Annotated in this window: 16 protein-coding genes; 5 read left to right on the plus strand and 11 right to left on the minus strand. The window is 57.8% G+C overall.

Going from position 1 to position 24,145, the window contains the following annotated elements; translation table 11 throughout:
* Window positions 1–55: 55 nt before the first annotated feature.
* From ACZY0R_RS36080 to ACZY0R_RS36090, 3 genes are all read right to left on the minus strand, one after another.
* Window positions 56–1,477: a DUF2252 domain-containing protein gene (locus tag ACZY0R_RS36080; protein WP_488865226.1), complete on the minus strand. Its 1,422-nt coding sequence runs from the start codon at window positions 1,475–1,477 to the stop codon at window positions 56–58.
* A gap of 112 nt (window positions 1,478–1,589) precedes the next feature.
* Window positions 1,590–1,814: a YMGG-like glycine zipper-containing protein gene (locus tag ACZY0R_RS36085; protein WP_045242279.1), complete on the minus strand. Its 225-nt coding sequence runs from the start codon at window positions 1,812–1,814 to the stop codon at window positions 1,590–1,592.
* Between the two features lie 9 nt (window positions 1,815–1,823).
* Entirely contained in the window at window positions 1,824–2,213 is a 390-nt protein-coding gene (locus ACZY0R_RS36090; protein ID WP_488865228.1) for a hypothetical protein, read from the minus strand.
* 776 nt (window positions 2,214–2,989) lie between these two features.
* On the opposite strand from ACZY0R_RS36090, the gene ACZY0R_RS36095 reads away from it, so the two are divergent.
* The 4 genes from ACZY0R_RS36095 to ACZY0R_RS36110 all read left to right on the plus strand — a co-directional run bounded on the left by ACZY0R_RS36095 (window position 2,990) and on the right by ACZY0R_RS36110 (window position 7,989).
* Window positions 2,990–4,303 (plus strand): dicarboxylate/amino acid:cation symporter, encoded by a 1,314-nt coding sequence (locus ACZY0R_RS36095; RefSeq protein ID WP_488865230.1) that lies wholly within the window; start codon window positions 2,990–2,992, stop codon window positions 4,301–4,303.
* A 92-nt stretch (window positions 4,304–4,395) separates the two neighbouring features.
* The gene (locus ACZY0R_RS36100; RefSeq protein WP_488866373.1) at window positions 4,396–5,268 is read left to right on the plus strand and encodes an amino acid ABC transporter substrate-binding protein; all 873 of its coding nucleotides are present in this window, start codon (window positions 4,396–4,398) and stop codon (window positions 5,266–5,268) included.
* A 1,114-nt stretch (window positions 5,269–6,382) separates the two neighbouring features.
* On the plus strand, window positions 6,383–7,102 hold the full coding sequence (locus ACZY0R_RS36105) for a HipA family kinase (protein WP_488866375.1): 720 nt from the start codon (window positions 6,383–6,385) through the stop codon (window positions 7,100–7,102).
* Window positions 7,103–7,110: 8 nt separating this feature from the next.
* Window positions 7,111–7,989 (plus strand): hypothetical protein, encoded by an 879-nt coding sequence (locus ACZY0R_RS36110; RefSeq protein WP_488865232.1) that lies wholly within the window; start codon window positions 7,111–7,113, stop codon window positions 7,987–7,989.
* A gap of 26 nt (window positions 7,990–8,015) precedes the next feature.
* On the opposite strand, the gene ACZY0R_RS36115 is transcribed toward ACZY0R_RS36110, so the two are convergent.
* The 3 genes from ACZY0R_RS36115 to istA all read right to left on the minus strand — a co-directional run bounded on the left by ACZY0R_RS36115 (window position 8,016) and on the right by istA (window position 11,579).
* Window positions 8,016–8,870, minus strand: coding sequence for a hypothetical protein (locus ACZY0R_RS36115; protein WP_488865234.1), 855 nt, complete (start codon window positions 8,868–8,870; stop codon window positions 8,016–8,018).
* Window positions 8,871–9,138: 268 nt separating this feature from the next.
* Window positions 9,139–9,906 (minus strand): IS21-like element helper ATPase IstB, encoded by a 768-nt coding sequence (gene istB, locus ACZY0R_RS36120; RefSeq protein ID WP_488861608.1) that lies wholly within the window; start codon window positions 9,904–9,906, stop codon window positions 9,139–9,141.
* A 155-nt stretch (window positions 9,907–10,061) separates the two neighbouring features.
* On the minus strand, window positions 10,062–11,579 hold the full coding sequence (gene istA, locus ACZY0R_RS36125; RefSeq protein WP_488861606.1) for an IS21 family transposase: 1,518 nt from the start codon (window positions 11,577–11,579) through the stop codon (window positions 10,062–10,064).
* A gap of 840 nt (window positions 11,580–12,419) precedes the next feature.
* On the opposite strand from istA, the gene ACZY0R_RS36130 reads away from it, so the two are divergent.
* Window positions 12,420–12,833 (plus strand): very short patch repair endonuclease, encoded by a 414-nt coding sequence (locus ACZY0R_RS36130; RefSeq protein WP_488866377.1) that lies wholly within the window; start codon window positions 12,420–12,422, stop codon window positions 12,831–12,833.
* On the opposite strand, the gene ACZY0R_RS36135 is transcribed toward ACZY0R_RS36130, so the two are convergent.
* From ACZY0R_RS36135 to ACZY0R_RS36155, 5 genes are all read right to left on the minus strand, one after another.
* Window positions 12,821–13,447, minus strand: a complete 627-nt coding sequence (locus ACZY0R_RS36135; RefSeq protein ID WP_488865236.1) for an MAE_28990/MAE_18760 family HEPN-like nuclease — start codon at window positions 13,445–13,447, stop codon at window positions 12,821–12,823. The two genes, ACZY0R_RS36130 and ACZY0R_RS36135, sit on opposite strands and share 13 nt — an antisense overlap.
* 1 nt (window position 13,448) lies before the next feature.
* Complete coding sequence (locus ACZY0R_RS36140; RefSeq protein ID WP_488865238.1) at window positions 13,449–14,546, minus strand: DUF262 domain-containing protein; 1,098 nt, start codon at window positions 14,544–14,546, stop codon at window positions 13,449–13,451.
* A 170-nt stretch (window positions 14,547–14,716) separates the two neighbouring features.
* The gene (locus ACZY0R_RS36145; protein ID WP_488865240.1) at window positions 14,717–15,892 is read right to left on the minus strand and encodes a DNA cytosine methyltransferase; all 1,176 of its coding nucleotides are present in this window, start codon (window positions 15,890–15,892) and stop codon (window positions 14,717–14,719) included.
* 275 nt (window positions 15,893–16,167) lie between these two features.
* Complete coding sequence (locus tag ACZY0R_RS36150) at window positions 16,168–22,011, minus strand: DEAD/DEAH box helicase (protein WP_488865242.1); 5,844 nt, start codon at window positions 22,009–22,011, stop codon at window positions 16,168–16,170.
* 20 nt (window positions 22,012–22,031) lie between these two features.
* Window positions 22,032–24,128 (minus strand): hypothetical protein, encoded by a 2,097-nt coding sequence (locus ACZY0R_RS36155; protein ID WP_488865244.1) that lies wholly within the window; start codon window positions 24,126–24,128, stop codon window positions 22,032–22,034.
* Window positions 24,129–24,145: the final 17 nt, after the last annotated feature.

Raw genomic sequence — 24,145 nt, forward strand, 5'->3', positions numbered from 1 at the left:
GTTGGCCTCTCCACGCCGAGAGCATCTTCCCGGAAAACCCCGGCAGCGTTCCTGCCTAGTCCTCGACCATCACCGGGATCCGGCCCTCTCTGATTGCACTGAGGAACGCCCGATAGTCGCTTCGGTTCTGGGCGGCATACTCGGTCGCAAACTCGCCGACCGCGTCGTCGAAGGATTGCCCGGAGCCCATGTATCCGGCGATCGTCGCCGCATCGCCGGAGCGGGCATGCGCGCGCGCCAGGGCATGCGCGCACATCCGCGCGTATTGCCGCAACATCCCTGTATCCCAGTCCTCGATGACCGCGGACAACTTCATGTCGCGAAGCTGGCGGAGATAGTATTCGCGGCCGTTCACGCCTCGGGTCCAACCAAGGAACACATCGCTGGCCGACTGCATGAGGCGCTGTCCCACGATGACGCGCTGGCCATGATTGGCGTGCAGGCTCTTGCCCGCATAGGGCTCGAGCACGGAGGCCTTCGCCTCCTTCACTTGGAGGAACATCGGGTCGTTGTCCGCCGCCATGAACAGTCCCACGGCGCACATCGTGCCAACGCTTCCCACGCCGACGACCTTGAGGGCCAGGTCGACGTAGTGGAAGCGGTCGAACAGTGTCCGGACATGCTCGGGCAAGCTCTCCCGATACGAGGCAATGGCTTCCTTGTACCCTGACTCGAGACCGGGAGCCTGTTCTTCCGTGGGATGGAAAATCAGGGGGGGTTCATCCTTGATCCTGGGCTTGACCCCTTGCTCCGAGACGAGCTTCGGATACAGATGGTCAGGCACCGTCTTGCGCCGCTCTGATTCGAGCCGCTCCTCCAACCGCTTGCGAGCCGCTGCCACCACAGCCGGATTGCCCGTCCGGTCTTCATACTTTTGCAGGTCGATCCTGTTGTACCAGACATCGAGCGCCCGCATCCCGGCGAAATTGTCCATCCGCTCGCGGTATTCGCGCACGAGATCCGTTGCCACGCGTCCCGCGTCGCTGCGGGGAAGCTCCAGATGTTGCGCCGCCACGACCACACTGGCCGCAAGCCGCTTGAGGTCCCACTCAAAAGGGGCCGGCAGCGTCTCGTCGAGATCGTTGACGTCGAAGATCACGTTGCGCTCGGGCGTCGCGAAGCCGCCAAAGTTCATCAGGTGCGCATCGCCGCACGCCTGCACCCGGATCCCGCTCGTCGGGGTGCCGGCAAGGTCGGCTGCCATCAGTACGGCCGCGCCACGATAGAACGCGAATGGCGAAGCCGCCATGCGCCCGAAGCGTATCGGGGTCAGGCTCAGGATGCGGCCCTCATTGGATTCGATCAGGAGTTCAACCGGGTCGCGGCGATCCTTGGGCGGCGTCCATCCAGCGTGCGATGCGCGCGGCACCGTGTCGCGCAGTGCCCGCCCTTTAGCGGCGCGTTCATCAGCCGACAAGTAAGGCGTCCCGGTTTGAGGCGCGGCACTTTCGCTCCTTCCCTTCGTATTCTTGGACATGTGGCATTCCCCATCGTCAGGTTTGCGCCATCTGCCTCGCGCGCGACAAGCCAAGGCCGGAGGGTGAGGCAAGTCTCCGCGCCAGATCTTGCAGCGAAGCGCCGGACGCGTCTTACTGCTGCTTGCCTCCCTTGATATTGCCCGCGACACCGCCAGCAACAGCGCCTACCGCGGCACCGGTCCAGGCGCTCCCGCCCGCGATGGCAGCAATGCCTGCGCCGGCCAACGCGCCCACGCCCGCGCCAGACATCGTCCCTTGTTGTTGCGGCGTCATGTTCGTGCACCCGACAATGCCGACGAGGGCAAGCGTTGCACCGATCAGTCCGAGTGATTTCATGCGTTTCACCTACTTGTTGCGCTGAAGTCCGGGAACGACCATTTCGAACCAGATCGTTTCGATAACCGGCCGCTGAAGCCGATCTGAGTGCGTGGCGTACCACCGATCCAGTCCTTCCCGCACCGTTTCGAGTGTCTGGCCCTGCAGCCCCTTCGCCAGGCGAGGAATGACGCTTTGCGTGTCGGGTGGTGAATTGCCCACCTGGGCCCGATACGCGATATCAACCTGGATGACATTGGCGATGCCAATGAGGTAAGCCTTCTTCGCCTGCTCCGATGACTCGATCCAATGCTGGCCGGTGATCAGCGGGATTTCGTCGCCACGGACAGGGCCCGATGCGATCGCCAGCGTCGTGCACACCGCTGCCATCACAGTGCGCAAATTCAGATGCATGATCATCCTGTTCTCCTCAGGAATCCGCAAATCAAAGTTACCGTGGTGGGTGGCATTCAATTCCCGCTAACGCTCGCAAGCCATCGCATCGCACGCCCCTGGCTGTACGCCCGAGAAGGTCAATGGCACTCCGTAATCCCGCGAAGGCATTTCAGACTGCCCTGATCGGGAATCCACCGGATTTCGATAACTATGTGAAAGATTAGGAGACAGACGAGGGGCCGGGTTGATCCAGGTCAACGGGATGGCAGCGCTGGCCGCCCAGGGATGGGCCCGCCGGACTTTCCGGCGTATTGCGTATCCCCGAGTGGCGCAATGCGCTAACGCGTTGATCTCCCCGCGGCATGACGTGTCCGATCGCGCTGGACACTCATAAATTATTGAATCTATTGGGATTGTGGCATGGCTGTACTGGCGTTGGCGTCAGGCTTGGCCGTGCACCAGTGTCCGGCCGCTCCGGGCATCTGGCATGGAGTCCGGATGCGTGAGAGGAGGGATCGGCAAGGGTCAGACGGCATGCGGCGCCGTAGGACACCTGCCGGGTCAGTTTTGTTATCTGGCACATGATCTCTGGCTTGCACATCGTCGGTGCGAGCGCCTATCGTTACTTACGTGCAGACCACCGCATTTCGAGTAGCCGGAACCGACTTACGGACCAATTCCCGCCGCTGAAGAGTCGCATCAAGCACGTGGTCAGTGCCGAGTCAGCCAGGTCGAAATGCGGGGCGAACGGCCAGCGCCTGCCTTGCACAAGATAGCTCTGCAACCGCCAGGGGCCGGCCATGGGAAAACATCTCCATATCACCACCTACATCGTCATCGCGATGGTACTTGGCGGCGTGGTCGGCTACGCCTGCAATATTGCCTTCCCGGATCCCAAGGCCGCGAAGGACGTTGCCGGCTATTTCTCGATCATCACCGATGTCTTCCTGCGACTAATCAAGATGATCATCGCCCCGCTGGTCTTCTCGACGCTGGTGATGGGCATCGCCCATATGGGGGATGCCAGCACTGTGGGGCGCGTCGGCGTCAAGGCGATGGGTTGGTTCATCACCGCATCGCTCGTCTCGCTGACCCTCGGCCTGATCATGGCAACGATGCTGCAACCGGGGCACAACCTCGGACTCCCTTTGCCCGAGGTTGGCACCGCCACCAGCCTCAAAACCAATGCCTTCACACTGAAGGACTTCGTCACCCACCTGGTTCCTCGCTCGGCGGCGGAGGCCATGGCAAACAACGAAATCCTGCAGATCCTGGTCTTCTCGATCTTCTTCGGGACCGCGCTGTCGACGCTTGGCGAAAAGGGCAAGCGCATGGCCGGCGTCATCGAGGATCTGGTCCAGGTGATGCTGAAGATCACGAGTGCGGTGATGTGGCTGGCGCCGGCGGCCGTGTTTGCCGCCATCGCGTCGACTATCACCACGCAAGGCCTGGCGATCCTCGTGACGTTTGCCAAGTTCATGGGCGGCTTCTACTTGTCCTTGCTGGTGCTGTGGTCACTCCTCGTCCTGGCGGGGATCGCGTTCCTGGGCAAGCGGGCCCTGGTGCTGATCCGCCTGATTCGCGAGCCGTTCCTGCTGGCATTCTCGACCGCAAGCTCGGAAGCGGCCTATCCCAAGCTGCTGGAAGCCCTCGACAAATTCGGTGTCGACCGCAAGATCTCGAGTTTCGTACTGCCAATGGGCTACTCCTTCAACCTGGACGGATCGATGATGTACTGCACGTTCGCCGTACTGTTCATCTCGCAGGCCTACGACGTCCACCTGCCCTTGGGCACCCAGATCACCATGCTTTTGCTGCTGATGCTGACCTCGAAAGGCATGGCCGGCGTGCCGCGCGCATCGCTGGTGGTCATCGCGGCCACGCTGAACCAGTTCAGCCTGCCAGAGGCCGGCCTGCTGTTGATCATGGGGGTGGACCAATTCCTGGACATGGGCCGCTCGGCCACCAATGCGGTGGGGAATTCGATTGCGGCAGCCGTGGTGGCCAAATGGGAAGGTCAGTTGTCGAGCGGATCCACGTTAGACGAGGGAGACGAAAGCGATACCGCCGACGGGTCGGTGCCCTTGCACAAGCCAGATGCCGCGCAAGCGTAAGTGGCACGGCGCGCGACACCCAGGACCGATGCATGCACTCCCAACAAGCACGCCGGCGAGCCCGGCCCGGCCATATGGTGCTGCGGATCTCGATGGCCCTGTGCCTGGCGGCAGCCGCCGCCTCCGTCGGGGCGCAGGAGCCTTACGCGCTTTCCGGAACTTTGAAGAAGGCAAGGGAAACGGGTGCTCTCATCATCGGCTACCGGGAATCCTCATTGCCGTTTTCCTACCTGAACCAGATCGGCAGGCCGATCGGGTATTCGATCGACATCTGCGCGTCGATCGTCGAGGCTGCGGGGGAAGAGGTCGGTCGCGACCTGACGATCAAGTGGGTGCCGGTGACATCCGAGAGCCGCTTCGATGCGATTGTTTCCGGCAAGATCGATCTCGAGTGCGGCTCCACGACACGCAACGCCGAGCGGCAGCAGCGCGTCGCGTTCTCGCCCGTGATCTTCCTGGCGGGGACCAAACTGATGGTGCCGCACGGTTCGCCGATCAAGTCATTCCGCGACCTGAAGGGCAAGACGGTGGTTGCTACGGCTGGCACGACCAACGTGGAGGCCATCGAGCAATTGTCCACGCGCTTCAATCTCGGCCTGAAGATCATCCGCGCTCGCGACCATGTCGACGCTTTCGAGGTCCTGCGGCATCGCGGCGCCGACGCCTATGCGGGCGACGATATCCTGCTGTATGGCTTCCTGGCCAAATACGGCACGCGCAGCCAGTACGACGTTACCCGCGAGTTTCTCTCCTACGACCCCTACGGCATCATGCTGCGCAAGGGCGACCCGGAATTCGCCGCCGTCGTCGACAAGGCCGTGCGCAAGCTGGGCACGTCGGGCGAGCTCGATCGCCTGTACAAGCAGTGGTTCCTGAACCGGTTGCCGACCGGTGAGCGGCTGGGCATTCCAATGAGCGAACAACTGGAGGAGATCATCAAGGCGACGCCAGAGCCGACGGAATAGCAATGCAGTGAGGGCCCAGATTTCCCGGCCGGATCGATCGATTGCGCTCGTGCCAAAGCGAGACGCGCGGAAACAGCCGATCGCACCCGGGCTAATGTGGACGCCTACCGCCAAGCTCATCGAGATCTTGTGAAACGGGGACAGTCGCCTACTCGCCGGAGAGTTCTGGTCGAACTGTCGAACATGGGGATTCGTCTGGGCTGGCGCGAGGCCCCCGGGGCGTACTGGCTCGCGCCGGACGAAGACACCTCTTCGGGAGCCAATCAGTGGAGAGTTAGCGCGTTTCCGATGGCCTCATAGGTCACCGGGCGTAAGCATAAGCCGTCATTTCGGCCATTTGATGCTTAACGCCACCGCATTTGTGGCGTTACCCATAACTTGGCGTTTGCGGGCACCCATAACTTGGCGCCAGGAAGTCGGATTGTGAGCGTTGAGGCACACCCAAATCGTCCTCCGGTCACCCATAACGTGGCGCAAAAATAGCCAATCTACCCATAAAGTGGCGTATCGACTAAAGCGGGGCCAAGTGCCTGATTTTACTACTCTTTTTGCCAGACGACCGCTGGCGGCCAAGGGCAGTCCGATGACGGCCTGAACAAGAAGTAACTTTTGAGCACTGGTCCAGTTCAGGCGGACTCTGTGGCGTATAAGTCGCGGCGCTATATTTGGGATGCACTGCCCAAATACCTCGACGCCCACGGCCTAGCCTTGCCATGCCCCGGCCATCCTCCGTCGCTTCCGCAGCGCACCCTGGACCTTGCCGCCCGTTGTCCACTTGGGCCCAAATTTCCGGCCGCGTTGGCGCTGCAACGACAAAACCGAATTGTGACTAAAAAGCATCTTATAGAGTAATCCGCTTTCTGGGAGTCGAGAACGAAGACCTTGCTCGCTGGACATTCGGTCACGTACACTATACTTGGTGTACGCAAAGTGAATTTGCACTACCTATTGTGGCCGCGTACAGCGAGCTGTGAGAGCGCGACGGCCGAGAACGCTGAGTTGACGAGGCATTGTGCACTTACCTGACTCTCCATTTGCAACCGGCACGCTACAATTTCGCCCGATTGAGCCGGTCGGCAGCGCGTCGCACGTCGTACTAGTCGGCCGTGTTCAGGTGCCGGTCCGCACACAATGCCTCAATGCCCACGTTAAGCTGCTGAACGCGAAGGAATTCGCGGCGGAGTCTGTGTGCGCATGGCTTGCCAGGGCCCTTGCACTGCCAGCGCCCGAGCCACTATGGGTCCGAGTCTCACGAAGTATTGTTCCCGTTGCATGGCCGTTCGGCGACAATAATGTTCACCTTTGCTTCGGCACGCAATCGGTCCGCTTCGCGCAGTCTCTCAACCTGGCCGGACTCCAGCCGGAAGCACTGCTACAGCAGTACGCTGCGCAAATTCCCCTTCTCGCCCGCATTGGAGTCTTCGACGAACTCGTTGGAAACGACGACCGCCACGAAGGAAACGTATTGGTCGCGCCCGGGAGTAACCTGCTACTCATCGACCATGAGCGAGCTCTAGGTGGAGCGGGAATTGGACTATTTTCCACGCCGCCTCTGGCTGGTCCAAATCACCTGCTTAACGTCATCAGACAGCTTCCCACCAAGCAACGATTTGAGCTCAAAGCACCACTTATTCAGTTCTGCGCAGCTTGCGCGACCGAGGTGAATCGGATACCGTTCGACCTGCTCATCCCTCATGATGAGGCGCTCCGGGAAGCCATCTCCAGCTTTCTGTGCAAGCGTGCGACAGGGCTATGTGACGTTGTCACCAGGATTCTCGGCATACCAGACCTCCCAGGCATGAACGGCGCCTATGTCAGGCCCCCAGCGTTATGAGCCAGCTTATGCAACTTGAGCTATCTAGTCCCGCGGCGGATGTTATCAGCGGGCAGGCTCGCCTCGCCAGACTTGTGCTCGATGCGTCGGGCGAGTCACTAGCAATCGCCGTCGTTGGAGAATATCAAGACGGCGCTGTATTCGCGCGTGCTGTTACATCGAAGGTCCTCCGGTGCTTACCACAAGACCTCGGATACGCTTGTCATACGTTCGGTGCGCTCTTGGTTGCCGATTATCTCGCTTGGTCTGCAAGCGGAAAGATACCTTCGGGTTGGCAACCACCTTTGGGCGGCGTTGCTCTGGGACCAGCGTTCACCATTGACGCGGAAGATGCGGAAGGCGTCGTCAATGCCGCCCTCGACCGGTGCGCGCTTTTTGCGGGTAAAGGAGGCCCCTCTCCCCTTCAAACCGACGATGCAGCGCTCCGCCCAGTCCATGAAGCTCGCTTCGCCAAATCGGTGAGAGAGGAGGTCCTTTCCGTTGCACCGTCTTTGGCACATGGCTTCAACCGAAACTTCAGCTTGACTGGTTCACCAAGCGGGTTCTCCATTGACTACATCGGTCACGCGTATGCGACGTGTTACGCTGCAATCAATCCCAAGAGCAAATCTACAGTTCGACTTAAGACAGCCTCAGCAGCATTGTGGCGACTGGCTCGCGCTAGAGATGCCTTTGGATTTGCGACGCCAGAATGCATCGAGTTGACAGCCTGGATTCCCGCTCCTGGTTTGCCCATTTACTCGGACAGCGAGTATCTTATCGTTCGGGACACTCTCGATGAGTTAAAGGAGCAAGCTAAACGCGAAGACCTCCAAGTCTTCCCAGCATACGACGCGCATAGGGCGTGTGGGCGACTCCTCAACGAAGAGGTGACGGCCCTAAACTAAGGCTCCACTTGCTGGGCCTCGATTTCTCATCGCAGAAGCCGGCCAGTTTTGGTGTACCTGTCAAAAGAATAGACGTGCTCGGTCGGGTGTTCCTCGCACCGCCCGACCAGCCTCCCAGGGAACTCCTGGCGACCGTCGGCTAAGTGCACTGTCTCTCCGCATATCCGGCATCTTGCCGAGTAGCGAACCAGGCGAATCATCTTGAATGGCTCTCCATTCGTCGGTTTTTCTCGGGCTAACTCCAGTTGAACGTTTAGCTCGCGGAATGAGACCAATGCGTCCGGTGCCATGATAATGCGACGGTCAAGTAGCTCTGAGAATGGCCGCAGTATCGCCACACCACGCCAGGTAACCACCGCTGCGAACATAAGGAGCAGCATAATACCTCCGACCTGAATAGACGACCAAGCGCCGCTTAGTGCATACCATGTCCAAAGCAACGCTAACCCAACAATAGCAATTACCGCGACACCGAATCCGATGAAGGTGGTACGTCGCCACCCGGTCAAGATAAATCCGGTACCTAATAACGGCTTTGCCCAAAAAGCGGGCTTTAGGGTCAGTTCCTGTACATACGAAATCTCGCTCAAAGGCGTCGAGGCCGGTTTCTCGTCGGTTGCAGGAAGTTGCAGGAACTCAATTGAGTAAGTTGAGCTATTGCCTGCGCCCCCTGCCCCCGTGGACTTCTTCGGCCAAGCGTAGATGGAGATGCCAGCCTGACGAGCGGTATCTTGGAATCCCGTGCGGCGCTCTTCGAGCTTCTGCTCCAAGTCTTTCCAGATTTTGGATAACCAGGCAGTCGCCCTGTCGGCCGATACCTTTTGCCCCACCAGGTCTGCGATATTTGTCGAATTGAAAACGGTCGGTGGCTTTCCCACCATGAGCCTATCCAGTGTTTCTTCAGCCAGCCTGCGCGCGACCACAAGGGCTTTGGTCCCTTGGCCGTACTGCTGGCAAAACCCAAGAAAAGCCTCAAGCGCGGATGCTTGCTGCGTATTCCGGTGATCATGACCGGCATTTCCGGCATCGTGACCGCTGATTCCGTTTTATCGTGACCGCTGTTTCCGGTTGTTCGTGACCGGCGATACCGGCGATCGTGACCGGTGGTCGACGGGAGGTGTTGCGTGGGACGGATTTTACCCTGGAAGACTATGCGAGGTCGTTGGCCATGCCTGCCGCGCCTATTTTTTGAGCAGTCTTTCTTAACGAGTCGCCGGCCAGTGTGATCCGGTGAATGCGGTGCATCAGCCGATCGAGAATGGCATCGGCGATGGTGGGATCGCCGATCCAGGCATGCCAGTGCTCGACGGGTAATTGACTGGTGATGAGGATGCCGCGGTTGCTGCCGCGATCGTCGATGAGCTCAAGCAAATCGTTACGTGTGGCGGCATCCAGTGGCGCAACGGCCCAGTCGTCCAGCACCACCAGATCGGTCTTGGCCATCTGCAGCAGCCATTTGCCGAAGCCGCCGCTGCCGTGGAGGATACGCAGTTCCTCGGCGAGCCTGGGCACGCGCAGGTAGGCGACGGAATGACCACGGCGGCAGGCGTATTGCGCCAGTGCGCAGGCGAGCCAGGTCTTGCCGACACCGGTCGGACCGCCGACGAGCACGGTGTGGCCGGTAGCGATCCAGTCGGACAGCACAAGGCTGGTGATCTGTTTATGATCAATGCCCCGGCCCGGCCGGGTATCGAGATCTTCGATGGCGGCCTGCGGATACTTGAGCCGGGCACGCTGCAATAGACGGGCAAGCTTGCGGTTGTTGCGCCAGAGCAGTTCACGGTCGATCAGCAAAGCCAGGCGTTCTTCAAAGGCGAGCGCGCCGGCGGCCGGCTGGGCAAGCTGCTCTTCAAGGGCGGCGGCGAAGCCGTCGAGCTTGAGCGAGCGTAGTTGCGCGAGAGTGGTATGGGTCATCATGAGGTGAGGTCCTGGTCATTGGCGCCGGGCGAGAAGGCAGAGTCAAGAGCGGGCGCAGCCCGGCATAGCGCACCCTTGAGGCCGACCAGACGGTCAGGCGCTAGGCCAGGCAGTCCGCGGCAGCCTGCCGCGGACTGCCGTGGTGACAGGCGGCGTCACTGGTAGTAGCTGGGGCCGCGTAGATGCGCGTGGTCGGGACTGACCCACTCGGATGGGGCCGCGGCAGCGAGCCGGTCGCGGTCGGTTTCGAGCACGCTCTTGACGTGGCGATACTGATACGCGCCCAGTTCCAGAGCGACTGCGCAGGCGGCTTCGAGGCGATCGTTGCCATAACGCTTGGCTAAACTCAGCAGACCTAAACAAGAGCGGTAGCCGTGCTCGGGATGCTTGTACCGTTCGAGCAGGCGCCGCACGACGGCACCGGTGGCGCCGCCGATCTGCTGGCCCCAATGGACGAGCCGCTGCGGCGACCACTCGAGGTGAGCGCGGTGAGCGGCGGGCATATGCTCGGCCACGGTAGTGAAGCCGCCCGCAGTCGCGCGCAGATGGGCCGCAACGCGCTGGCCGCGATGCAGCAGTTCGACGGCGTGTGAGGTGATGCGGGCGTCCAGCGTCTGACCGACCAGCGCGTGCGGCACGCTGTAGCGATGCTTGTTGATCTCGACGTGGTGGTCGATATGAACCTTGACGGTGCGGAACTGGGCGATCTCGTAGGGAATCGCCGGCAACGGGCGCAGCGCCGGGGCGTCCAATGCAGCGAAGGCGCTGGCGCGGCTGCCCGGCAGCTTCTGGAAGGGGCGGTCATTCAGCGTGGGCAACAGCGCGGCGATCGCGCAGTCGACCGCGTACACGGTCTCGAAACGCTGATGGCGCAGCCGCGCCATGATCCAACGTTCAACTATCTGGACCGCGACTTCGACCTTAGCTTTGTCCTGCGGCCGCCGCGCCCGGGCCGGGAGCACCGACGTGCCGTAATGGCGCGCGAAGTCGAGCACGGTGTCATTGGCGCGCGGCTCATAGCGGTCCGCATTGGCAATCAAGGCACGCGGGTTATCGGGCACGATCAAGTCGGGGCTGCCACCTATAAAGCTCAGGGCGCGCACCATCGAGCCGATCCAATCGACCATCGTCTCGCGCGGCGTGGCGCAGGCGAATGTGTAGCTCGATGCGCCCAATGCTGCGACGAACACATGGGCACGCGTGCCATCGGCCACCGCGATGGTCGGGCCAGCATAGTCGACAAACAGCTTCTCGCCGGCCTTGTGGACCTGGCGCATCGAGCGCTTCAGGCTCTTGGCCCACGTGTGGTAGTGCTCGCAGAATTGCGTGTGGCGGTAGGTCTTGCCGCCGGGGTGGGCGTCGACATATTCCTGCCACAGCAGCGTCAGCGTGACGCCCTTGCGACGCAACTCCTGGTGTATCCGCGCATAGTCCGGCGGCACGTAGGCGCTGCCACGTGAACCGGGCAGCAGACGCGCTGCGATCGCCGCCTCGTCGAGGTCACGTAGCTGGTCCCATGCCAGCCCGGCATCCGCGGCGAGCGACACGTACTTGGATACCACTCCTTTGGAAATTTGCAGCGTCGCCGCGATGCGAGAGTGTGAAAGCTGAGACTCATGCTTGAGTCGTAACACGTCTTTGATCATGCGTATCGTCATTGGGGGTGTGGGCATCGCTTCTCCGTGTAAAAACGGGGAAGGTTATCCACAACCGGGGTTGAACAATACGCAACATCTCCACGCCGATCATCCCGAGGCAGACACCGCGAAATCGGCGGCGGATGACGCCTCAGCGGGCTGGTCACGATCGCCGGAAAGACCGGTCACGATCAGCCGGAAATGCTGGTCACGATGCCGGAATCACCGGTCACGATAATCCGGAATCACTGGTCACGCTCAGCCGGAATACGCACTTGCTCAGTCGCCTCATTTTCCCGCCCATCCGCCTCGATTGCGTCTAACCCTTTGATTTTTTGGACAGAATTTCGCTCTCCCACTGTTCCCCTCACTGTTAGAAACTGTTCTTCCCGTCTGCTGCGCCCTACGCTGAGCCCGTCTTCATCACGGAGTTTTATGTGTCTCAGCGAACAGGAGTGTGGACTTTCTTCATTCTGGGAGTACCCGTATTTGTGCGGGAACTGCCACTCAACAACATATCCGTGTTTCACCCAGCAAACCAAGCTGTCCGCGAAATTGTTGAGCCAATCTGTCGCGGGCGAGGCTTCTGGAGTGCCGATTACAAGAACTGGGTCGTCTTCGAACGCTTTCGGCCGATAGTTCTGGACGAGTTGGAGCAGTTAGTGCGGGCATGATGGAGCGACTGTGCGCAGTGCCCCTTACAGGCTCGGCGCGCCAGCGGACACGAAGGCGCGCTCGGTTAATATTCTGGTGCATCCGCCCCCGAATAACGATTTTTTCTGTCGCCGTTGGCCGCACATTTTTGGCAAGGTACTGGCTGAACCGGTCCAAGCCCTCCAGCCGCTATGTAGAGACAAACAAACGCAATCACCAAACATGGCCGACATCCTCACCCCAGACCAACGCAGTGTTCGCATGAGGCGGGTGCGGCAGACTGGGACAGACATAGAACTTAGGTTACGGAAGGCACTCTGGAGAGCCGGTCTTCGTTATCGCCTTCGTGTGGGACGAGCGGTACCGGGTCGCCCAGATATCATTTTCGTTACAGCCAAGGTTGCAATCTTCGTTGATGGATGCTTTTGGCATGGATGCCCCATACATGGCACGAAACCAAAAGCAAACGCGCAGTTTTGGGAAGAGAAAATAAGGCGAAACCGCGAGCGGGACCACCACGTCGATTGCAAGCTTACGGAAGCTGGTTGGCATGTAATACGACTTTGGGAACATGAGGTGGAGAAGGAAATCGAAATCTGCGTAAAACGCGTCTCCCAAGCGCTTCAGGTACGGTAAAGATAATGACGCTGCCCAATATAGGCCTCGAAGTCATTAAGTGCTGAACCGAGTAAGTTCTTAACGCACTCGTAATCCCTAATCAGTTGCGCTGCGGTCAGGTCCTTGCCATAATCCCCAAAAGATTCTGCTCCGTGCGCTAGTCGGTTTCGAGCAACCATAATGTCGTGCAGACGGTCTTCCGCATAGGCATTGGTTTTCTTCACTCCATAGTCCGTCAAGGTATCGCGAATCTTCCTTGAATCCACGTTGCCGTTGAAAACCTTGGTCTTGTCAAAACTGCAACTAATGATATCAGTAGTAATCGCGACGAGCTTGGGAGTCAGCTTTTCAGCGTTGATGTTTTTTACGTTCCCAAGCACCGCAGCTTTTAGCACGGGGCTTAGAGAATCAAACGGCACTTTTCGCTGCTGCAACTCATCGAACACAGCCTCAACAGCGTTCGTCATTGTCGATTCAACTACGTTATATAACAGGAGCATAGCAGCGGCCTTCATCGTGGATGGCAGTCCGCTCGGAATGTCGTGAGTACCAGACTCGACTTTCGCAAGCCAGTCAAGATAGGTCTTAATTTCACCGCATCTTTTATCAAAGTCGGCGCGCACAGTGAGCATTTTATGCGCCCAAAAGCCTATCTCGGACAAACTCGATACGAGCCTTGACCTTCGGACGTGAATTACTTGCGTCCGACACTGTATGATTCATGAATTCCCTCGACGTCAACCAGTCAGTAATATTCTGACTTGAAGCGGTAAGGTCAGGTTTGGCTTGCAGGGCCAAAGTCACGCCAACCGAGATTGCCTCGAACCGGACCCGGGGCACCGATGAATTACCAGGAGATTTGCGAAACCCAAATGGAAAATTATCTCGGACGAAGGTCAGCATTGAATTAAATCGGTCGAATAGCGCAGCTCTGTCAAAATGACTCTGGTGCTCCTTCAAGTAGCCATCGAGGAAATTCCGCACGCTATGACTGAACTGTTCATATCGGTCAGCGTATGCGAAATAGCGAAGTACCATTTCCTCCGCCTCCTCTCTCCGTTGCTTGCGATACGAAATCGGACAAACCTCGTTAAACAAAGGAAGAGCAGCACATTCTGCAATGAAGTCATAGAAGGGGCCAGTGTAGATGCCTTTCCGCTTCTCCATTGCCCTCAATTCGTCACTGCCCGTATTAATGCGTTCGAATATGTCACGCCTGACGGATTCCGTGGCCTTCTCAGACAACTCAATGACCCGTATAGGCCGTCGCTTGAACTTCCTTTGGCGAGACAGCTCAATATCTGAGAAGCGAAAGCCATTAAGGCGGGATAGCTTTTCCAATCCATCGAGAATCAGTTCGTCACATACGAACGCCGCCAGCGTACGAACGCGTTGTGAGCCATCGACAATTTCAACGCGCCCCTCGTCTGCATCGATGTCCTTTTCCAAGGAGGCTGTAAATACGTAAGGTATTGGAAGACCGAGCATTACTGACTCGACGAACTTGCTTTGCCGCTCCGTACTCCACACGAAATCACGCTGATAGGTGGGCACGAAGAGCTCGTTTGCATCTTCGTCTTTCCCATCCAGGTATTTCTGCACTATAAGCTCGACCGTGTACTCCTTTGTCTCATAATCGACATCGGTTTGAAGCTCGCGAACCTGCTCTTCGGCCGCGATTTTGTCTTCATCAGTAACGAATCGTAGTTGATTCCGTGCCGTGGTGGCCATTATGAAAACTTCCGTTATGCAGTGTCTACGCGCGACAATCTCCGCGCGGCTTTATTTTATAAATCTTGTGCTATCGCACTAGAGTCTACCACTCGGCGTTCCAATGGCCCCCGACAGCGTATTTCGTAACAACGATTCGGTGCCCCAGGGCCGACAGACTAATAGACACGTTATGCCACCTTCAAAGCCATCCCTTTCGCAGCGGGCGGAGGAACCACGCCACCCAAGAGCTCGACGTGCCGTTCGACCGCCGCTATAAACGCCGAATCGAATCTTAGCTTCGCTCTCCGCGTTCGACTTAAAAATCCATGCGCGGCCCTCAAGGAGAGCGGGTCGCCATCATCAAGCAAGAAATCGGACAGCGGCGGCGGCCGACGCCCTACGGGGTCCACGCCGATAGATACTTTATGTCTGCGCTTGCCATCAAAACGTGCAGCCCGGGGAATTCTTCCGGCTGACGGAAAGTCGCTATCAAGGTCTTTGCGGTAAGTCCCGGGGTCCATAAGTCGCTCTCCCAGCCATTGAGCGACCGGAACACTAACGGCACTCCCGATTAAGCTCCAGCGAAACGACCGGCGGACAACTTTCTCAGCGGGCTCCGTCCACCCTTGTTCAAATCCCTGCAACCTCTCTGCGTCGCGTATACTCGGCTTCACGATTCTTCCATCCGGAAGCAGTACGGCAGGTGGCGACGGGATGCCAATCGTCGAGCCATTCTTCAATGTCGGGATGCTGTCGACCGCCCACCCTAGACCGGTCAGTCCTTCGGTCCAATAAAATCCGTGCGCTACGTCGCCGATTGCCGTCTTGGGCCGCTCCAACTCGTTTTCGTCGGCAAAGAGAACACTTGCTGGGTCGAGCGCTCGTGAAGCCACAAAGAAAACCCGCTCACGGCGCTGTGGTAAGCCAAAAGCAAACGTGTCCACCACACGATATGCCCAACGGTATCCGCGTGCCTCAAACTCATCGGCGATTGCTCGCATCGCCGAGCCGCCGCTCAACTGGAGCATGAATGGCACGTTCTCAATGACAATTGTTGGGATACGTCGCCGCGACAACAGCCGAAAAACCTCCGAGATGAGGCCCGACTTCTCGCCGTCAAGCCCGGCCCCCCGACCAGCCTGGCTCAAGTCTTGACACGGGAAGCCTGCGCAAATGGCGTCGACACTTGAGGGGAGCGACTTCAGGGTCTTGATGTTGGAGTGATATGCGACTCCGTCAAAATGGCGTTTCAAAACCGCCTCGGATGCGGGGTTCACGTCACACAGCAGTTCAGTGCTGTGTCCAGCACGTCCCAGCCCGAGTTCAAAGCCGCCGATTCCGGCGAAAAGCCCTGCAAATTTCATTGTAAAAATGGGGTTCCATAGGTCTGGCTGCGGAAAGGCAACGCGCCATCGCGGCGAGGACAAAGGCGCTTTTCGCACGCTAAATTGACTTGTCTGCCTCCGCCGCAAGCTCAGCCGGAAGGATACTCGAGTTTCCCGGCAATTTGCTTTTTTACTGCGCTGACGCTTGACGGCCCGTGGCTGCAGCAATACTTCCGGGCCCAAACTCGCCTACCCGCGAACTCGCCGCCCCCGCCTTCCTCAGTTGCTATACGACGCTCGGTCTCACGAATCAATCAGATGAGGCCTTGCCTTTTTGCATGTTCCACGGCGGAGTTCAGTACCCTCTGCGGACGTCGAGCCGCTTGAAATGTGTCTATGAAGAGCGTCAGACCGTCAAATCCATTCCCGACGACGGACGTTGCTGCACTCCTAGCCCAGAAGGGATGGACTATCACGAACCGTCGACCGCTCTTCCGCAACTGTATCGAAGGCAACCCTAGCGAGCCTGCGGAAACCAACTCGTACCTGTCCGGACTCAAGCTGGCTATGTCTGTTGCACATTCCCAGGCCATTCTTAACCAATCAGCTGTCTCTGGTGCCCTTGTCCAATCGCCATCGAGACCGGCTGTCCATGAACTGTCGAGAAAAATTCGCAGCATTGAAATCCCAAGGCGCCAGTCCAACAGACCGTGATATGACCGGTTTCCGTAGCGTTGCAGACACTCGTAACAGGCTTGTGAGCACGTACTGCTGTGTCGCTCTGAGAAATAAGAGCCAACGAGCGGGTCGTCATGAGGCGAGTCAACCATCGACCGCGCCAGCTGAATAACCAACGGTATTTCGCCAACTGCTAGACGGTTTGAGAAACCTGCGCCGTTCACCAGAAAGTCAGCGATTTGCAGTAGTGGTTTTCCATTCCTGAGTCTAGGCTCCAAGGCTTCAAACTCTTCGGGAGCAATATCCAATTCCAGCGCCGCACGCTGCACGAGCAAGTGCGTGGCACTTACAAGCGAAGCTCGAATAGACGTGTGATAGAAGTCGCGACCGACTCGACCGATGTCGAGCGCATCCAAAACGTTGGTCGGAGTTAGGTAGACAGCGTCGGTTCTTTTGCGTGCCATCAGCCTTACGGATTCGTCAACGAAGTCGAGCTCCCGAGAAGCTAAATCCCTCGCCTTCAATGCGGCGAAGTTGTCAGCAGTCAAGTACTGTCCAGGCAGTGTCCATTTTCCGTTTCCGGGAATGGGCACTCTGTGCTTGGCCGTCGGGACCATCTGGAACGGCTGTGCTACTCCGCTGTCATCAACTTCGCCATCGTTCAATCGCAAGACGCGGGCTTCGCTCGCACTGCCGACTGACATATTTGTATCTCCAACTGCCCTCATAGAAACAGCCAAAGCCTCGGTAGTTGTCACCCGCCTAAAGACCGGGCTCAAGTCACCCTCCTCGACTGACTTAGGCCGGAAGTCGGTCGTAAATGCCACGGGACTCACGTAGCATAAGAAGCCTTCGGGGGCGATTGCTGTACCGCAATCAACGCAGAGAACTTCCGTCAATGGCTCATCGGGACGGCTAGAAACTGCTCCACAACAGGCGCAATGCGCAATGTATCGCCGCTCAGACCGCCACGACCCAAACCGAACTGCCCTTGTTGTCCCACTCACAGGTTCACGCAAGGTCGGGGAAAATCCAATGGACTCGTGCCTCTGTTTATCTCGGATAAGCGACCGCCCAGGTGCAAACTCGTACACCGCAATATCCAAGTCGCGGTCGACGGTCGCAAACTTTGCGTCTTTCGCATCGTCCTCCTCTGCACCGACATATAAGACTCTCACTCTTGTCGGCATACCATACATTGGTAGCAGGCCTTGCTCCGCCAAGAATTGACCCAATGGCTGGGAACTCGCTGCCCCCTCCTCCGCAAGCGCCCACATTTGCTCTATCAACGTAGCAGGGGTCATGTCCACCGCAATCCGTTCGGCGTGGCCCAACTGCCCGTCATACAGAGCATTTGCTACCGAATCGCGCGTTTGAGTCGTAGCTGATAGCGCTCCTGCTATGCGCTCATGCCAAGGCGAACCTGGCGAGAAAATTTCGTCCGCTCGAGGAAATTCACCGTGTGTATCGACAATATCATCGCCGGGATATGCAATGCCGTCTTCGTCACGTAGCACGGAGAAGGCCGCTGCGAGCCAAGCTTTTCTCACGATACGATATCCGATTGCGAGGTGGCCAGTCGTCAGAAACGGCGGAGGTGGCACATCGCCCGTAATCTTCTGCGGGTTGCGGAAATAGTGGAGGTCATGACTTCTGCTGCGGCAAAGCGTCAAAACCATCGAGAAAGCTTGCCCGCGCCGTCCCGCACGCCCAACACGCTGCTGGTAATTGAAGCGCTGCGGCGGCATGTTTGCTTGGTAGACAGCCTGCAAGGCACCAATATCAATTCCAACCTCCATCGTCGTGGTTACCGACAGTAGGTCGATTTCTTCCACACGCTTACGCAACTCGAACGCTTCGGATGCAGTCTTCTCAACAAAAATGCCTTTGAAGGCACGCAGCCGTCTTGCAGGTGACCCCGTTTGGCCAGTTAGCTCTTCGCAATGAAGACGAAAGGCTGACTCACGTCCATCGCCCAAACGCATTGTGCGGCGCGCAAGAAAGTTCGAGGTCCACAAGTCATCAACAGTCCCCTCTTTTTCCGTTGGGAGTGATTCAAAGCAGCGTGTGCAGTAGCCGGTCCCCCGGTGTAGATGTACACGGCCACAGTTCGCACAACGATAGAAGGGGTCGCCGGACTTGCTCATGCGGACATAAAGTCCGCTCAGTTCAATCAAGCCATGCGCATGATTTAGACTCCCGAACCGCTCCAATAGTCGGTCAAGCTCTGCAATCGGAGCAGCTGACGCGCTGGCCTTCGCAAATCGATAGATGCGGCTCCGTTTACTGAATTGGTGTGCATTATCAACGTTCGAAGCCTCTTCTGACCATCGGTTGCCTGCAACCCGATAAGCGTCGGCAAACACTCGCAGGTAAGCATCAAGGCGGTCGGAGTCCGCCTCCTGAGTGGCCGTCATCGACGGATATCCGATGCCGGTCTCCTCAAGAGAAAAGTATGTCTTCGAAAAAAGTACTTCGTATGTCAACGGTCGTTGTTCCGCTCGAATGTGCGCGCGAGCCTCTCCGGCATCCCCACTTTCGCTGTGCGCTGGCCACTCCGGCTTACCATTCAGTCCCACCGGAACAACCCATTCGTGCCATGGACGCTTGAATATTGGAGCAATGCCTGCAGGGTCGGTCGGGTGCATCCCCAGCTCGACGTGCCGTTGCAGATAGGTTTTAAGCTCCCTAGTTTCCGTCGAAATAACTGGTTCGATTACCTCAGAAAGCGGCACTCGGGAGGGGTCGTGTGGTTCTTGAGCCTTGCTAATCTCCTGAGACAATCTTGCCACTTCAGGAAAATTCCTTGCCGCAAAGGCCTGCTGAAGCTGACTCTCCCAGTCTTGCACTTGCGATTTTGATGGTCGCGCGTCCGCAACAGACTTCAGGGCCTCAACTAACAGCTGCCGGCGCGTGTCCTGATGGTGACGGCGCTCGATGTCTAAAGCCGCGCGCGCGGCGTCCTGCCTGCTATCTGAAAAGACTACCGACTTCGCGGTGCGCCCGCTTACTCGAAGCACCGAAAACAGCTCGGTCGCCAACAATTGCGAGCTCTTTGCAAAACCTGTTCGAAAGCTGCGAAGCGGGGAGAGAGCCCCCATACCCGGCTTTCGCCTGCTGTAATCAGTACCGCAAGCGGGGCAGCACCGTGGTGATGCGGACCCCTGCTCGGTAGTTGATTTCGCGCCTTGACCCAAAAAGAATAGCCGTCCTGATACGCTGGTGGCCACTTCCCTCTCGCGAGTCGAAACGACAGCGTTACGTGTATCGAGCGAAGCAAGGCTCCACTCTTCCGCCGTCGTTTCACCGTCCTTCGGCTCGCTGGTCCTCGGCCAAAATATTGCGTATTGTATATAGCTTAGGTTCTCATAGTTGGTGTTCGCGGCCGCCTCGGGGAGTTGCTCAAGGTTCGGAGCTGTCGTGAGCAGTTCAGTTGTTCCCAAGTCATCTTCAGCATTGCGGCGACCGCCAACGAAGAGCTCACCACAAGCTTCACAGTAAACTAACTCAAAAAGCCTTCGTGTTTCCCCATCCTCGCAGAGGGTATGAGTGCGCCCCCGCTCCACAGTCAGGCCGTCGAATCTCAGCTTTGCTTCACTATCAAAGTATGGAGCTGCAAACATGCCTTCGATACTACGAAAGAACGCGTGAAGTCGAATACTTGGTAGCGCCTCAGGCAATTTGACAGCGTATGTAGAAGAATCCTGCGTGTAGTCGGCTAAGCCTCGAAGCACGCAAAGTCCACGCAGTGCTTCCTTAGCATCTTCCCCCCGTAGGCCAAATAAAGTTTCAGAGATGTCGTCCACGGAGGTTGCCCGCAGAGCTCCACCTGCATTTGAATGGCACGCAGATACTAGGGCCGCAGAGGCGGCCGCTATCGCGCGGACCAGCGTCTGCGATATGTCTTGGGCATCTGGGTTGGCACCTAACGCCGCGGCCGCCCTTAAGATGGCAGCATCTAATACCGCCGAACGTTCTGCAAGCGACGGCGCGAAACCGGATGTACCGACGGTTAGTGCTCCAGCGAGCTCTGCGAATGGGCTTGTGTCGAGGGGTAGCATCCCATCAAACGTCTGACTAACCTGCCGCCCTCGCACTATAGCCTCATGCCACTCCGATGCGGTGCGGTAGCCATTGTCGCCCTTGAAACGCGCTGTGCCAAAGGTACCGAAGAAATCAAAGAGATACTGCAAGCTAACTGAAGCGTCCGGCCCCTCGTCTGGCAGGGACGCGCTTGAGGCAAGAACCCGAATCTTGTGACGATTCTCTGGGCGGTCGAGGCCAAGCCTTGAGAACAAGCTTCTAAGCAAGCCAACCACTTCCATGCCGGCAGAGCCGCGAATCAAGTGCAGTTCGTCCAGGACAATAAAGAAGTATGCGTCGTCTTCGCGCTCCAGCCACTCTCGTGTGGCGTCGAAAATGGGCGCATCGACCTCTCGAACAAGCATCGTCGCCAGCATTGACGTGTTAGTGATGAGGATGTCTGGCGGCGTTGCTTGCATGTCCCAACGACTCACGAGCTCGCTGCCGTCTGTCGAAGGGAAAAGGAAGCGGGTAAGCTCCGGCTCGGCATCGCCCGCCTCTTTGGCTGCAGCGCGTTCGCGTGCGTCGTGCGCACGCGCTACGGATTGCATCTCCGAGAACTCCGTTAGTTTTGCTCGCAATTCCTCCATGCGGCGTTTGCGCTTGCGTTTTTCCTCTGGGGTATTGGCCCTACGCGGATGATTTAGATGACCCGTTACAGGGGTTTCCCCGGTGTAACGTCCGAAGAAAATCCGGTTTCCATGAAATCGTTCGTTCATAATGCCGGCAGCTTCGTCAGAATCAAGCGTGCGTCGCAGCCGCGTCATCTGGTCTTCAACAAGCGCGTTCATTGGATACATAATCAGCGCCCGCACTGCTTTGGGGCGGTTGCCACTTTCGCCCTTCCGTTGCGGAACGAATTCCGATTTCCCGTCAAGATACCAAGGGCTGCCCGTCGTCTCGCTAGGCGGTGCGGGCCATCGAACGGCCTCGGCCGCTATCGTGGCTAAAATGGGCAACATGAAAGCTTCTGTCTTCCCCGAGCCAGTTCCGGAAGTAACAATGCCAGGATGCCCCGCGAGAACGCCGCGTCTTAGCATCTCCCACTGGTGTAGATATGGCCGTGCGTTACTTTCCCTAAGAATGTCGCCATCGGTTGATGGTCGCCCCGGAAAGAGTCCGGAAAGAACTAATTCAACAAAGGCACGCCTTGCATTTCTATCGAAATGCTCAAGCGGGTTACTGTCTTTTAGGTCAACAAGCTGTTGGATTGTGTACGAAGCTTGCTCGTACCTCGGCACCGGCTCAAGAAACTCATCGGTGGTCAACGTACCCGGCAGACTAAGAAGCTTGCGCCTGGCCGACTGGACGTCCTTGTCGCGAATACGGAATGCCGTTTCCAGGTACGACAGGAAGAATTCGCGAATCCGGTGTGTGGCTCCGATAGGGTCTAGCATATTTATTAATTCGATTGAATTTATCTGACGAGGCTGTCAAGGGAGGCATACCCTTCCCGAAGACATGGCGACAAACTCTCTGAGTTTGCCGAAGAGCTATTGAACTCGGCCCAATTAAAGATGCACGCCTGTAGGTTCTTGTCGCTTGTATGGCGGGTCGCGTCTGCCAGTCGTGCTAGGCGTGTCACAAGATGCGGGTCCGCGCCCTTCAGTACAGCGATGCGTTTCAGCCATTCGGTCGATATCGTTTCTTCTGAGGGCGCATTTGACGGAAGACACAGTCGACTAGCATGAGAAATTTTGGGAGAGACAGATGAAAGCACCGAAATAGGCCCGTCCTTGTGCACTCCGGCAAGAACAGGGACTAGCCATCTCCGGTAGGTGTCACCGCCTGCGGGTGTAGAAGACTGAGCACCATCGGTCGAAGTCGCTGTTGCGAAAAACAATAGGTTTCGCGGCCTTGAAGGGGACATTAATACGGTGCTAAATGACGCCAACCAGAGATGAAACGGCGCGGCATCAAGATTCCGTAAGCACAGGATATGCGGGCGGTCAGGCTCGGCAGCGGCGGAGTTCCAAGCGTGGGCTATCGCGGTCGGCTGTTGGGTCCCAGGTACGCGCCATAGGTCTTCGAGTCCAATTACACTCGGGTCTACAGCCAGCGACCGAATAACACCCCCAGACACGCATCGCGCATACGCCGTCAGCGCCAACTCCGCTTGAGGGCCAAGCATTAACAATAGCTCACCAGCTCGCGCGAACGCATCAACCATTAGCAGGTCTTCTTCATTCACAGCATGCGCAGTTGCTTCCTCCTGTGTGCGTCTCGCAAGCTCGGAGAGGTGAATCAGGTGCACGTCAAGTACGTCTTCCGGCCTTGCCCACGGCGCGAGGCTAGAGGGTATGAGGCTGGGACCTGGGTAATCGCTCCTGCTTAGTGCCCTCTCGAGACGCTCGGCGACGATTCTAGCGAGCGGTAGTTCCAGTGGCGACATGCTCTCGAAGGCCGCACGCAAGCCATTCGCTATCTCTTGTAGATTGTTCGCTAGTGCCTGTTTCTCTTTGCGTCCCTCTGCACAGAGTTGTTCAATCTCGTTGAGCTCTTGAGACAACAACATCCGCTGATGGGTAATCGACTCGACATCTGCAGCAACTTCGGCACGTCGTGCAAGGGCGTCTGCAAGACTTATTTCGATTTCGCGCCTGACGCTTTGCTCGACCACGGGTCGGATAGTCTGAACGGCCTGCTCCTCGGCTTTTGCTATGGCTTTGGTTATCGCGTCCTTCGCTGCTTTTGACCCCAGTACTAACTCACAGAGTTGCTCTGACGCCTCGAATCTGGCCTCAAGAACGGGCCAGTCCGCCCGAAGACGTTCGAGATTAAGTTCAACGTCGTCGACGTCGCCGGGCATGAGCTCAGCGCCCTCAAGTGCGCGAGCAATGCGCTGTACATTTTCCTTGGAGAGGGGAGCATATTTTGTATCACCGAGCTGCTGCGAAAATTTTCTGAATCGCTCAAGCACTCTTTCTACAAAATCTTCGTCACTGCACCAGTTCACAAACTTCACTGGGTGCGTCTCCGGCACGGTCGCGGCAGGCATGTAGCTCAGACCGTCAATGCTTCCTACGTGCTTCCATTGTACCGGGGCTGCCATCAAACAGACGGGTGCGGAGACGGGGTCGGCGTTCCAAAGCCCGTCAGCTGACAGCGTAAAGTCGAGGTCGCAGAACCGTTGGTCAGCTAAGAGAACGATTGCGTAAGCTCGCTTGTGGGGTGAGTAAAGCCTTACACCCTGATTGAATATGCGCTGGCGGGCCTGCTCAATCGACAGCGCTGATAAATCTACGACCTGCACGGCCTCCCACGCATCATCGACGAGATAATGGTCTTTGCCGTTATCTGCTCGCTCATTCGCCCGACGATGAAAGGTCCATATGCTCTCTTTTTCGGCACCATGGAGAGGACGCGGCGAAAATGCCTTACCGTCTGGCGGAAAGAAGGCTGCCTTGTCTTCTATAGCGACCCACCGCCCATTCGATTCAAATGCCAGAGGCTCAACTCTAGCGTAGGTCTTTTCGGCGTAAATTATCTTTCCCAGGTACAGCCCTTCTTCCATTCACAACTCCAATTCAT

The organism is Cupriavidus sp. F041 (genome assembly GCF_057814235.1).